Origin of the sequence: Methanoculleus sp. UBA208 (assembly GCF_002498065.1) — an archaeon.
Taxonomy (GTDB): Archaea; Halobacteriota; Methanomicrobia; order Methanomicrobiales; family Methanoculleaceae; genus Methanoculleus.
In genome coordinates this window covers 1-12,696 of sequence record NZ_DAFZ01000110.1, presented here as the reverse complement: position 1 = coordinate 12,696, position 12,696 = coordinate 1, and the positions used below count along the sequence as shown (strand labels likewise).

Genomic DNA, 12,696 nt, shown 5'->3' with positions numbered 1-12,696 from the left:
CCCCCTCCCCTGTCTCCATCGCTTAAGGAGAAGCATGTAACCCCGAAGTTGTACTAAAACGCTATTACCGGGAGGGGGGACACCCCCTCCCGGCCCCTCCCCCGAGTGGCGATATGCGACGTCCCGGCAGGAACGGAGCTTGAGCACCGAAGGTGCGATATCCAATGGAAAGCCGTTTCACCATCCCTTCTCAGAATATGGTTCAGACGGTAGAACCTCTGGATGAAAGTGCCCCAATCAGCGTGTACCAAAGGTTCAGAGATTATTTTGGGACGAACTCCTACGTCGACTTCGCGCCTTCGAGTGAGATGTTGCAGGAGGCTGCCGCTAAAACGGGTGTGAACATCGCCAGATACTAACGCCTTGAGGGTGGGATAGCCGAAAATCGTTGAAGAGAGGAACCCCTCATCGAGAGACCACCTGGTGACCAGATGGTCATCTCCGGCGAAAAAAAATCAGAGCGAGTCGAGGCTGATCCCGCTGAACTCGTCGGCGACCGCGTTGATGTCTTTCACGCCGAACGCGGTCTGGATGGTGACGAGTTCGAGATCACGCGCCACGTCGCACATATAATCGATGATATCGACCGAGAGTTCCCGCTTCTGTTTGGATTTGCGGAGCTGGTCCACGAGGAACGTCATCCTCTCGGGTGACTCCATGCGGAGCTTGGCGAGGCTCATCACGCACATGTAGATCCGGGTCAGGTTCCTGTCCGTTCCGGTGATGGTGTCGAAGAAGTTCCGGAGGACCTGCGCCTGGTAGACCTCGCCGCTCATGATGATCGAATATTTTTCAAATCCATATAAATGTCTGCCGGTTTATACCGGCGCTCCGGAGATGCCGGTTCGCCCGCCGGGGCACGGAGGAGTTGAGGTAGGCTTCTCCGTGCCCGCAGATCACTTCCGGACGCTGACGATCTTGATAATGTCGCCGTTCTTCAGTTCCTGTGTGTCCTTGATCCGCATCCCGGTCTTCGCGTCGATGGCATACAGGAACCCCTCGCCGATATCGGTGTGAACCTGGTAGGCGAGGTCGCGAGGGGTCGAGCCGCGCTTCATGAGGAACGCATCGGGGAGAACCCTGCCCTTGCCGTCGGTGAGTTTGTGCTCGTCCTCGACCGGGAATACGACGATCCGATCAAGGAGGTTGAAGACCGCGGCGTCCAGCGCCTTCTGAACCCCGGTGCCGTCGAACGTCCGCATGAACTCCGCGACCTTTGAGAGCCCGGCACGCTGCGCGGCGTTGAGGTTCGCCCCGGGGTTCTCGGTGAAGTTCCTGTCGCCGGGGAGGTAGCGGACGAACTTCCCCTCTGCGGCCATCCGGATCGCAAGTTCTCCTGCCGCGCTTGCAAAGACGACGTCGTGCTTTCTGAGCCGCTCAAGGCACTCCTCCGGTGCCTGGTCGGCCTTGTTCCCGACGATCAGCATCGGCTTGCTGATCGTCATCAGCTCCCGGCAGAACCGGATCAGGTCCTCCTCCCCGGCGGTCCGGAGCTCGACTCCGACTGCCTCGGTGGCGTCGCGGACGTGCTCGTAGGTGATCCCGAGGCCGGCAAAGACCTCGGCGATCGCCGCCGCAAGAGAGAAGTCCCTCGACTGGGCCTGCCGCACGAGTTTCGCCCAGTTCCGCGAGAGGATGCCGTACATCCACATCGACATCTCGTACTGGAGGAACTCGATATCCTTCACCGGGTCGCGCGAGCCGATATCGACCGGGTTCCCTTCAGCGTCCGTCGCCCCACTGGCATCGACGATCTGGAGGATGGCGTCCGCCTGCCGGAGGTTGTCGAGGAACTGGTTGCCGAGCCCCCGCCCGAGGTGCGCCTCGGGGACGAGGCCCGCCACATCGATCAGCCCGACCGGGATGAACCTGACCCCGTCCCGGCAGTTCTCGCATGGGACATGCATCTCCTGGCATGGGCAGGCTGTCCGGACGTACGCGACGCCGTGGTTTGCGTCGATGGTCGTGAACGGGTAATTGGCAATCTCTGCCTGGGCGAGGGTCGCCGCCCTGAAAAACGTTGATTTCCCACAGTTTGGTTTTCCTGCAATGGCCAGTGTGATCATGAGAACTCCTACCGCACCGTTCGGTTGAGAGTAGTGTTGGGCCATCCACCATTTATCACCTTCTTTCCCCGCCACAGCGACCCTGGCCGTGCCGTTGCAGCCCCAATCATCGGTACGGGAGATTCAATTAGGAGCAACGACAACATGACTGCATGAGCTTCGTAACCCGGAATACCTATTACTTCGATGCGCCGGGTAGAGAGAATACCCATGACGCCGCCCGGTTCGCCGTCGAGCGGGCACGGGAACTCGGCGTCAAAAAGGTCGTCGTCGCGAGCAGCAGCGGCCGGACGGCGCTTGCCTTCCGGGACGCTATGGCTGGAACGGACCTCGAACTGATCGTCGTCACCCACGCGGTCGGGTTCTCAAAGCCCGGTGAGTGGGAGTTCTCGCCGGAGGCGGCCGGGACCCTCCGTGCGGAAGGTGCGAAGATCGTCACCGGCACGCACGCGCTCTCCGGGCTCGAGCGCGCGATCTCCCGCTCGCCGAAACTCGGCGGGAGTTCCCGCACGGAAGCGATCGCCGAAGCGCTGCGGCGCACCGTCGCGGTCGGCCTGAAGGTCGCGGTGGAGTGCGTCCTCATCGCGGCCGACCAGGGTGCAATCGGGGTCGATGAAGAGGTGATCGCGGCGGGGGGCACCGCAACCGGTGCCGACACCGTCTGCGTCATCCGCCCGGCGCACACCGCATCGTTCTTCGACCTGCAGGTGCGCGAGATCGTCGCAATGCCGAGGAACCGGTGAGCATGACGCTCGAATCGGTCGGCAATGCCGCCGGACTTCTCCGGCAGCACCCCGTCCTCTGGTCGGTCGGCCTCGTCATGGGCTCTCTCGCGGTCCTCGACCTCATCATCCCCGTATACGGAGGAGCCTTCTATACAGAGCCCCTGGCAATCCTGCAGGCCCTCGTGATGCCCTTTTTGGCCGGCGGCGTCTACGGCATGGTCAAGGGTGAGGCATTCTCTGCCGGGGAGTTCGTGCAGTCGGGCAAGACCTACTACTTCCGGATACTCCTGCCTGCGCTGGTCATCTTTTTCGGGGTTATCCTGACGGTCTTTCTGCTCGCGATCCCGCTCGCGCTTCTCGGCGCCGGCGCCGCCGCAAGCATGGCTCCGCTCCTCTTCGGAGTTCTCCTCTCGATCGCCTTCTTTACGTTCTTCTACGATACGGTAGCGGTCTTTGAAGAGACGAACGTCTTTGAATCGATCCGACGGAGTATCGAGTTTGTCATAAACAACCTTGGACGTGTTCTCGTCTTCTACCTGGTAAACATCGCCGTCTTCGCAGCGCTCGGGTTCGCAGCCCTCTTCGCCTGGTCGGTGCTGCTCGTGGACAGACTCGAACCGCTCACCCGCATGAGTCCCGGCGAACTCCAGGCGGTGATGCCGGAGGACATCCTCGCTCTCATCGGGACGGAGGGGATATGGATCACCGCAGCCGTCTATGCGGTCGTGATCGTGCTCTTCTCGGCGTTCATGTACGCCTACAAGGCGAGTTTCTTCAGAAACTACGCAGGTGCTCCACAGATAGAGCAGGGAGAATACGACGAGAAGGGGCGCTGGTATAAGTACTGACGTGGCTGGACGGACGTTTTATTCTTTTTTCTCGTACTCTGTTTGAAAAGGTAACGTCTCTTGAAACCATTCTATCACGCCAGCGGAAACATCTTCCTGCGGGATCTCCTCCTCATATTTTAGTGTTCTAACTCCATTCTGGCCCGTGACGATGCAGCCAAAATCGGTTGAACATTAGAACAATGAAAAAGCCCGGTCTAGTGGACCGTGGGAGCATCGCCATGAGGGGGGAGGGGGGATGCTCCCCCCTCCCCGTCAGCCCCACCCCCAATGGCGATATCCCCTCGAAATCCGTGCACTGGTGTAAGAACCTAAATGCCAGACGAGGATCAGGCAGGTCAAGTGGCCACAAGGTGGCTCTCACGACTTCACGAGCCAGCACCTGCAGTCGACCGGACTATACCCCTCAAAAACCCCAAACGAATCCCCCGCGCCCCTCACCCGAGCATATAGATCAGCATCCCCGAGACCCCGCCTGAGAACGTAGCGACCAGGTTCGTGCCGGAATTCCCTATCCTGCCGCTGTTCTCGAGCGTTGCGCCCACCAGGCTGTCGATGTTGGTGCCGATGAACCCGGCGGCGACCGTGACGGCGACCATCCGGGGGTCGGCGACACCCATCGCCCACGCGACGCCGGCGACGAGGGCGGCGGCGACGATGGATGCCACCTCGCCCCGCAGGGTCACCCCGCCGTTCGTTCCCCGCGGCACCTGCTTAAGCGTCGTGATCAGGTACGGCGTCTTCCCCGTGACCCCGATCTCGCTTGCGGCGGTATCGGCGGCGGCCGAGGCGACGCTCCCCATGAAGAGCGCCACGAAAGCCGCCTGGCCGGTAATACCGTAGAGGATGGCGGCGGCGGTCGCCACCAGGCCGTTTGCGAAGACGTTGAAGTAGCCGCGCACGCCCCCGTGCTCCTGGGCGACCCCGAGCTGCTCCTTCTCAGAATAGCGGTACCGGGTAGCCCCGGCACCGACGATAAAGAAGGCGAGCATGATCAGGAACCACCGGACATCGGCGAAGACGATCAGGATGATTCCGATCATGGCGCCCGAAAAGAGGCCGCTGACGTCGGCTACCCGGAGCCGGTAGGAGGTGTAGCCGAACCCGAACGCTATCACGGCCGCCGCGACGAGGATGGTCAGGTCGACCTTGAAGTTAAGCTCCTCGAAGAGGAACATGGTCATCGCGACACCGAGCGCCTCGATCATCAGGGCATCGTCCCTGCCCCGGAGAGCCGCACGGAGGAGCACCGCAACGACCACGCCCATCACGGCGACTAACGGCGCTGTATACCCGAGGTAGAGCATCACCGCAACCGAAATGCCGATGGCGGCAACCAGGTGATGGAGATACGACGCGTGCTTCCCTCCGGTGAGGCGGAATGCCACTTCCCCGATCACGACGATGCCGAGCGTGCAGGTGAAGACGAACGTCGAGAGCCAGCCGAACCCGTAGAGCAGGGCAAGCGCGATGATCGAGAGCGATACGTAACGTGTTTCTTTGATGAGGAAGAGGACGAGCGAGAACGGAATGAGGAAGAGCGTCAGCAGCCATGCCGGCTGGAGCAGGGGGGCAAGGCCTATGAAGGCGAGGGTGAGCACCGATGCCAGAACCAACCCCTGCGGCTTTATCATTCATATATAATGGGCAATGCAGGAAGAAAGCCTTTAGGGTTGGAACGCCCGCGTCCGCGGGTGAACATCCCGGCAGATCCCTTTCGGGCCTGCGGTGCCGCGTCCGGCACGGAATGCCCAGGAGGGCGAAAGCCCGTCGAACAATATATTTCACTGGGAAGAGAGAGATTATACGCTGAAAATGTCGCCGTCACATCAACTACCCAAAAACTACGATATCGAAGAAGTGGAGAGGCGCTGGCAGAGTGCCTGGCGGGATGAGGACAACTATTTCGATCCCGCCTCGCCAAAACCCCGGTTCATCATCGACACGCCGCCGCCCTACCCCACCGGGAACTTCCATATCGGGAACGCCCTGAACTGGTGCTACATCGACTTCATCGCGCGGTACAAGCGTATGCGCGGTTACAACGTCATGTTCCCGCAGGGGTGGGACTGCCACGGCCTCCCGACCGAGGTGAAGGTCGAGGAGACTTACGGGATCACCAAGAACGATGTACCGCGCGAGAAGTTCCGGGAGATGTGCCGCGACCTTACGCTTTCAAACATCGAGAAGATGCGGGCGACCATGCGGCGGCTCGGGTTCTCAACCGACTGGAGCCACGAGTACATCACCATGCTCCCGGACTACTACAGAAAGACCCAGGCGTCGTTCCTGCAGATGCTCAAAGCCGGCGACATCTACCAGAGCGAGCATCCGGTGAACTTCTGCACCCGGTGCGAGACGGCCATCGCGTTCGCCGAGGTCAACTACGCCCCCCGCACCACCAAACTCAACTACTTCGACTTCGACGGCATCGAAATCGCCACTACCCGGCCGGAACTGCTCGCGGTCTGCGTTGCCGTGGCCGTCCACCCCGAAGACGAGCGCTACCGCGGCATGAAGGGAAAGAGACTCACGGTTCCCATATTCGGGCACCAGGTGCCGGTCATCGAGGATGTCGTGGTCGACCCGGGTTTCGGCAGCGGTGCGGTGATGATCTGTACGTTCGGCGATAAGACGGACGTCTACTGGTGGAAGCAGCACGACCTGGATCTGCGCAAAGCCGTCGACCGGCAGGGTATCATGACCGCGACCGCGGCCCCGTACGCGGGGATGTCGTCGGAGGCCTGCAGGGAGGCGATCCTCGCCGACATGGAGAAGGCAGGGATCCTGAAGCGGCAGGAGGTACTCGAGCAGCGGGTGGGGACCTGCTGGCGGTGCAAGACCCCGATCGAGATCCTCTCGGAGCGGCAGTGGTTCGTCCGGGTCCACCAGGACGAGATCCTGGATGCGGCGCGGAAGGTTTCCTGGACGCCGGAGCACATGTTTACCCGGATGGAGAACTGGGCAAACTCCATGGAGTGGGACTGGTGCATCTCCCGGCAGCGGATCTTTGCGACCCCGATCCCGGTCTGGTTCTGCACCGCCTGCGGCGAGACGGTTCTCCCGGCCGAGGAAGACCTCCCGATCGACCCGACGGTCGATAAGCCGAAGACCCCCTGTCCGCGGTGCGGCGGCTCGGACTTCACCGGCGAGACGGACGTGCTCGACACCTGGATGGACTCCTCGATATCGGTGCTCCAGGTCACCGGATGGGACGGGACCGGCAAACCCCCCTTCTTCCCGGCGCAGATCCGCCCCCAGGGCCACGACATCATACGGACGTGGGCGTTCTACACGATCCTCCGGGCGAAGGCCCTGGTCGGCAGTCATCCCTGGGATCAGATTCTGGTTAACGGTATGGTGCTCGGGGAAGACGGGTTCAAGATGAGCAAGAGCAGGAACAACATCATCTCCCCGGAAGAGATCGTCGGGCAGTACGGCGCGGACGCGCTGCGGCAGTGGGGAGCCGGAGGTGCGGCGACCGGTTCGGACATCATGTTCAACTGGAACGACGTCGTCGCCGCGTCCCGGTTCCAGACCAAACTCTGGAACATCTTCCGGTTCGTCATGGGGCACCTGGAGAAGGGGGCTGATCTTGATGCACCGGTGACGGAACTCACCGACCGGTGGCTGCTCGTCCGGCTCTCGGAGACCGTCGCAGAGGTCACCGCCGCGATGGAGGGCTACCAGTTCGACCGGGCGCTCAGGGCGATCCGGGAGTTCGCCTGGAACACGCTCGCCGACGACTACATCGAGATTGCGAAAGGCCGCCTGTATGCGGATGACAGCAGCAGGGAGAGCGCCTGCAGCGCACTTCGGACGACCATGGACGTTCTCTGCCGCCTGCTTGCCCCGATCATCCCGCACTTCGCGGAAGAGTGCTACCACAACCTCGCCGGGAGAAGCGTGCACGAGGAGGCCTGGCCGGACTTTTCATACGCCGACGACGAAGCGCGGCGCCACGGCGACCTCCTCGTGAAGACGGTCGCAGAACTCCGGCGCTACAAGCACGATAAGGGCATGGCGCTCAACGCCCCGCTCGGTCACGTGATGATTTACGCACCGGAGCCGGTCGACGACGCCGGCGACGCTGGGCGTGCCCTCAACGCCGACGCCCGGTGGAGCACCGGTACGCCGCGGCTCGAGGAGGTCACGAGCGGCGTGGACTTCAACATGGCCGTCATCGGCCCGACGCTCAGGAAGCAGGCGCGGGGGTTCATGCAGGCCGTGGAGGCGCTCCCGCCGGAACTGCTCAAAAACCCGCCCGCGACCGTCACGGTCGACGGCGAGGAGATCCCGGTGCCGGCCGATTCGTTCACGCCGAAGGTCGCCTACCGGGTGGCGGGAGAAGAGGTGGACGTCCTCACGCTCGGGGACGTCGTCGTGACGATCGGACACTCGTCCTGATTTCGCCCGCGATGAACTCTGCGACCTCCTCTTTTTCGAGCAGCGCATCGACGACGACGAACCGCGCGGGATCGGTTACCGCAAGGTCCAGGTAGTTCTCCTGCACTCGTGCGAGGATCCCGGCATTTTCGAAGTACTCTCTCTTCTTTTCCGGATCGAGCCTTGAGACGGCATCTTCGACCGGCAGGACAAGGAGGAATGTCCGGTCGGGCCGGATAGACCACCCCTCGTGGATCCGGCGCAACCACTCCAGGGGGTCGGGGAGGACGCCGTCGAGGACGACCGGTTGGTAGGCGAACCGGGAATCGGCGTAGCGGTCGGAGATGACGAGCCTTCCCTCGTCGAGCGCGGGCCGGATCACCGTATCGATATGCGCGGCGTGGTCGGCGCAGAAGAGCAGCGCCTCGGTGATCGGGTCCATCCGCTCGGCAATCGCACGCCGCACAGAGTCGCCGACCCAGGTGGCGCCGGGTTCGCGGGTGAAGAGGGGGTCGAGGTCGGCGATCAGTTCCTGGAGGCGGGCTAGAAGCGTGCTCTTGCCGCTCCCGTCGATGCCCTCGATGGTGATCAGCACGGGTATCCCCTCCGGACCCACTCGAGCGGTATCGTGCCGTGATGGACGGCCGTCGCTATGATCGCACCGTCGAACCCGGCCTCGGCGAGGAGACGGATGTCGCCGGTCCCGGCGACCCCGCCCCCGTAGAGGAGGCGGCCGGGGTAGCACGCCCGCATCTCTTCGAGGTCCTCCCGGACGAGCCCGCGCTCCGTCCCCACGGCGCCGATGTTGAGGACGATGCATCCCTCGAACGAGAGTGCCGCCGCACGGCGGAGCATCTCCGCCGGCGGAATGCCCCAGGGGAGCACCAGGCCGCCTTTGATGTCGATGCTGAGGTATCCGGCCCGATAGGCCACAAGGTCTTCGATCGCTCTCGCTGCGGTCTCGGTGCCGATGACCGGCGTCACCCCCTCGACCGCCGTACATTCGTCGGGCGACCTGCAGCCCCGGTCGAGGTAGCACCGCTCGACCATCGCGGCGCAACGCCGGACGAGTTCGTCCTGTGGTTTCCTGCCCTCGAGGCTCTCGAGGTCGGCGATGTAGAGGTACCGTGGCGCGAGAGCGGATAGGTAGGCCTCCGGTTCGGCCGAGGGGGCAATTCCCCAGGTCAGCGGCCGGTAACCGGCGCGGTCTCCGGACTTTCCGTGCACCACCAGACCACCCGCCAGATCGACTGCAAGAATCAGTTCCATGTCCTCAACGTAACCACTATTAGGGTGAAGGAACATTAATTTCTATGCAATTACTCGTCAGTCCAAGCAGCATTGAGGAGGCAAAAAGCTCGCTTTCCGCTGACATCATCGACGTAAAGAAACCCTCAGAGGGCTCGCTGGGCGCGAATTTTCCCTGGATCATCCGGGAGATCAAGACCCTCTCCGGCAAGAAGCCTGTCAGTGCTGCAATCGGGGACAATGAGTATAAGCCAGGAACTGCGGCTCTCTCGGCCTACGGCGCCGCGCACGCAGGTGCTGATTTTATCAAGGTCGGCCTGATGTTCGACGGGGCCGACCGTGCTCGTGACGTCATCGAAGCGGTGACCGCGGCGGTGAAGAGGGAGTTTCCCGAGAAATACGTCGTCATCGCCGCCTATGCCGATTTTGAGAGAATGGGTACGATCTCACCGCTCGACATCAGCCCTCTGGTTGCACAGGCCGGTGCCGACGTTGCCATGATCGACACCGGTATTAAAGATGGGAAAAGTCTCTTTGAGTTCATGGACGAGGAGACACTGACCCGGTTTGTCGGGCAGAACCGGGAACTGGGACTGCAGACGGCCCTTGCCGGTTCATTGAAGTTCGCGGACCTCGATGCCTTGAAGCGGATCAACCCCGAGATCATCGGCGTCCGGGGGATGGTCTGCGGGGGCGATCGGTCGACCATGGTCAGGGCCGAACTGGTAGAGAAAGCAATGATGATGCTCAGGTGACGTATGTATACCGAGAAGATGGAGATGGAAACGACATTTACGTTCGACGACGTGCTGCTTGAGCCCGCCGAATCGTGGGTCGAGCCCGACGAGGCAGATGTCGGGTCGCGGTTCTCGCGCAACATTCCCCTGAATATCCCTCTCGTGAGCGCCGCCATGGATACGGTGACCGAGTCGGTGATGGCGATAACCATAGCCCGGGAAGGCGGCATCGGCGTCATCCACCGGAACATGACTCCTGAGCGCGAGGTCGCCGAGGTCAGGGTCGTCAAGCAGGCCGAGGACCTGATCGAGCGCGAGGTCGTGGCGGTCGGTCCCGAGGCCACGGTCACCGACGTGGAACGGGTCATGAGGCAGTACGGTATCGGCGGCGTGCCGGTGATCGAGAACGATAAGGTGATCGGTATCGTCAGCCGCAGGGATATCAGGGCAATCCTGCCGAAACGCGGCGAGGCGAAGATCACCGGCTACATGACCAAGAAGCTGATCACGGCTTCCGAAGACATCACGGCGGAGAACGCGCTCGAGACGATGTACGCGAACAAAGTCGAGCGCCTTCCGGTCGTGGACGCGGAGGGGTGCCTGGTCGGTATCATCACGATGCGCGATATCCTTGAAAAGAGGCAGTATCCCCGCGCGAACCGCGATGCGAACGGGAAACTCCGGGTCGCCGCTGCGGTGGGCCCCTTCGACTTCAACCGGGCCATGATGCTCGTCGAGGCGGGCGTCGACGCCCTGGTGGTGGACTGCGCTCACGGCCACAACATGAACGTCGTCAAAGCGGTCGGGGAGATCAAGGCGAGCGTGGCCGTCGATGTGGTGGCCGGGAACATTGCGACGAAGCAGGCGGCCCTGGCTCTGGCCGGAACCGTCGACGGGCTGAAGGTGGGCATCGGGCCGGGTTCCATCTGCACGACACGGATTGTCGCGGGCGTGGGTGTGCCGCAGGTCTCCGCGATAGCAAACGTCGCGGAGGTGGCGCATGGGGCGGACGTGCCGGTGATCGCCGACGGCGGCATCCGTTACTCCGGGGATATCGCGAAGGCGATTGCCGCAGGCGCGGACTGTATCATGGCAGGCAGCCTCTTTGCCGGCACCGATGAGGCGCCGGGGAGGGTCACGACGATCAAGGGCCGGCGTTACAAGCAGTACCGGGGGATGGGATCGCTCGGCGTCATGAGCAGCGGCGAGTCGAGCGACCGCTACTTCCAGAAGAAGGAGATCGGGCGGACCAAGTTCGTTCCCGAGGGCGTCGAGGGGGTCACCCCCTATGTCGGCCATGTATCGGATGTCATCTACCAGCTTGTCGGCGGCCTGAAGTCCGCGATGGGCTACACGGGGTCGAAGACGATAGCGGATCTGAAGAAGAACGGCAGGTTCCTCAGGATTACGCCCGCGGGTTATGGCGAGAGCCACCCGCACAATATTATGATCACCGACGAGGCGCCGAATTATCGCCTCTTCGAGTAATTATTTTATATTCGAATCACTAACGTTTAGTAAATATGCTCGAGGGCAGTGAGGTTTCCCGTTTCCTCGATATCCTGGGAAACCGGAACAGGCGGCGAATAATAGAACTGCTGAGGCAGAAACCGTGTTTCGTGACCGAGATCTCCGAGCGCCTGGTACTCAGTCCGAAAGCGGTGATAGAGCACCTGCAGCTGATGGAGCGCGAACAGCTCCTCATTTCGTGCCAGGACGAGCGCAGGCGAAAGTATTACTACCTCTCGCATGACATCAATGTCATCGTAAACCTGCAGAAGCAGGACGGGGTTACGCTTCCCTCCGTTGAAGAGAACCAGTTAACACGGTTTTCAAGAAACCTCGAGGCATTCAGGAGAATGGTCAGGGCTCGTGACGAACTTCTGGATAATCTCGAACAACTGGAGCGGGAGATCGAATCGAGGTTCGCCGAGGTCATGCGCATGCGGGGGGGCTTCGTCACGGATGACGGGGACCTGGGGATCATCCTCGCCCTCTCTCACGCCGACCTGGCCTTCGCGGAACTCGAAGAAGTGAGCAGCCTGTCCACGGATGAGCTGAAACAGAGACTGGGCAACCTCATACGCATGGGGATTGTCGAGCGCATCAACGACCGATACAGGATACGTGGTACACATGGCGAACAATCCATACGACGAAATGTTTAGAGATATCGCGCGGCTGATGGAGAGGATCCTGAGCGAGATGCCCCTCCAGGACCCCAGGATCATCGGGTTCACCATCATCAGCGGAGCCCCCGAGGGAGCACCTTACCCCGATCTCTGTGAAGACGAGGATGGCGAGTCCGCTGTTGAGGTGGTCGAGGGGAACGACTGCATCTACATCACCGCGGTGGCGGATGCCCGAGCGGACGGCGCCCCATACGTTACGTTCCAGGAAGATTCCGTGACCCTCTGCACCGGGGGTGACGAAGAGACGGTCATCGATCTCGAATGCGAGATTGATGTCCCGCACAGTTTCTACAACGTGCAGCACGGCGTGATCGATGCTGTCTGCCCGAAGAAGAGCGCGCCCGGCGGGATTGCCCGGTCCTGAACCGGCCCCCCTTTTTTGCAGCGGGTCGCACCTTCGGTGCTCGAACTCCGTTCCTCTAGGAACGTCGTTCCTACCGGTGCTCACGCGCCCCCCTTTGAGGAGGCCGCACTTCGGGGAAGTCGCAAGTCGA

12 protein-coding genes are annotated in these 12,696 nt (G+C 61.9%); 7 read left to right on the top strand and 5 right to left on the bottom strand.

The window, feature by feature from the left end; all coding sequences use genetic code 11:
- Positions 1-455: 455 nt before the first annotated feature.
- The gene (locus BRA62_RS11660) at positions 456-776 is read right to left on the bottom strand and encodes a hypothetical protein (RefSeq protein ID WP_292366788.1); all 321 of its coding nucleotides are present in this window, start codon (positions 774-776) and stop codon (positions 456-458) included.
- A gap of 120 nt (positions 777-896) precedes the next feature.
- Positions 897-2,066 carry a redox-regulated ATPase YchF gene (locus BRA62_RS11655; RefSeq protein WP_292366786.1) on the bottom strand — a complete coding sequence of 390 codons (1,170 nt, stop codon included), beginning with the start codon at positions 2,064-2,066 and terminating at the stop codon, positions 897-899.
- A 152-nt stretch (positions 2,067-2,218) separates the two neighbouring features.
- Here BRA62_RS11655 and BRA62_RS11650 point away from each other — a divergent pair, with 152 nt between their 5' ends.
- Together BRA62_RS11650 and BRA62_RS11645 are read left to right on the top strand one after the other, a co-directional pair.
- Positions 2,219-2,809: a pyruvate kinase alpha/beta domain-containing protein gene (locus tag BRA62_RS11650; protein WP_292366784.1), complete on the top strand. Its 591-nt coding sequence runs from the start codon at positions 2,219-2,221 to the stop codon at positions 2,807-2,809.
- Between the two features lie 2 nt (positions 2,810-2,811).
- Positions 2,812-3,639, top strand: coding sequence for a hypothetical protein (locus BRA62_RS11645; protein ID WP_292366782.1), 828 nt, complete (start codon positions 2,812-2,814; stop codon positions 3,637-3,639).
- Between the two features lie 437 nt (positions 3,640-4,076).
- On the opposite strand, the gene BRA62_RS11640 is transcribed toward BRA62_RS11645, so the two are convergent.
- Positions 4,077-5,273 (bottom strand): DUF92 domain-containing protein, encoded by a 1,197-nt coding sequence (locus BRA62_RS11640; protein WP_292366780.1) that lies wholly within the window; start codon positions 5,271-5,273, stop codon positions 4,077-4,079.
- A gap of 181 nt (positions 5,274-5,454) precedes the next feature.
- Here BRA62_RS11640 and BRA62_RS11635 point away from each other — a divergent pair, with 181 nt between their 5' ends.
- Complete coding sequence (locus BRA62_RS11635) at positions 5,455-8,046, top strand: valine--tRNA ligase (RefSeq protein ID WP_292366778.1); 2,592 nt, start codon at positions 5,455-5,457, stop codon at positions 8,044-8,046.
- Here BRA62_RS11635 and tmk read toward each other — a convergent pair.
- Both tmk and BRA62_RS11625 read right to left on the bottom strand, forming a co-directional pair.
- Positions 8,003-8,620, bottom strand: coding sequence for a dTMP kinase (gene tmk, locus BRA62_RS11630; RefSeq protein ID WP_292366777.1), 618 nt, complete (start codon positions 8,618-8,620; stop codon positions 8,003-8,005). The genes BRA62_RS11635 and tmk overlap by 44 nt on opposite strands.
- Entirely contained in the window at positions 8,614-9,294 is a 681-nt protein-coding gene (locus BRA62_RS11625) for a HisA/HisF-related TIM barrel protein (protein ID WP_292366775.1), read from the bottom strand. Before BRA62_RS11625 ends, tmk begins: the two co-directional genes overlap by 7 nt.
- A 44-nt stretch (positions 9,295-9,338) precedes the next feature.
- Here BRA62_RS11625 and BRA62_RS11620 point away from each other — a divergent pair, with 44 nt between their 5' ends.
- Genes BRA62_RS11620 through BRA62_RS11605 form a run of 4 tightly spaced genes read left to right on the top strand, consistent with a single transcriptional unit; the run spans position 9,339 to position 12,566 of the window.
- On the top strand, positions 9,339-10,028 hold the full coding sequence (locus BRA62_RS11620; RefSeq protein WP_292366773.1) for a (5-formylfuran-3-yl)methyl phosphate synthase: 690 nt from the start codon (positions 9,339-9,341) through the stop codon (positions 10,026-10,028).
- Positions 10,029-10,031: 3 nt separating this feature from the next.
- On the top strand, positions 10,032-11,498 hold the full coding sequence (gene guaB / locus BRA62_RS11615) for an IMP dehydrogenase (RefSeq protein WP_292366771.1): 1,467 nt from the start codon (positions 10,032-10,034) through the stop codon (positions 11,496-11,498).
- Between the two features lie 35 nt (positions 11,499-11,533).
- On the top strand, positions 11,534-12,178 hold the full coding sequence (locus BRA62_RS11610) for an ArsR/SmtB family transcription factor (protein WP_292366769.1): 645 nt from the start codon (positions 11,534-11,536) through the stop codon (positions 12,176-12,178).
- A gap of 16 nt (positions 12,179-12,194) precedes the next feature.
- Positions 12,195-12,566, top strand: a complete 372-nt coding sequence (locus BRA62_RS11605; protein ID WP_292366767.1) for a hypothetical protein — start codon at positions 12,195-12,197, stop codon at positions 12,564-12,566.
- Positions 12,567-12,696: the final 130 nt, after the last annotated feature.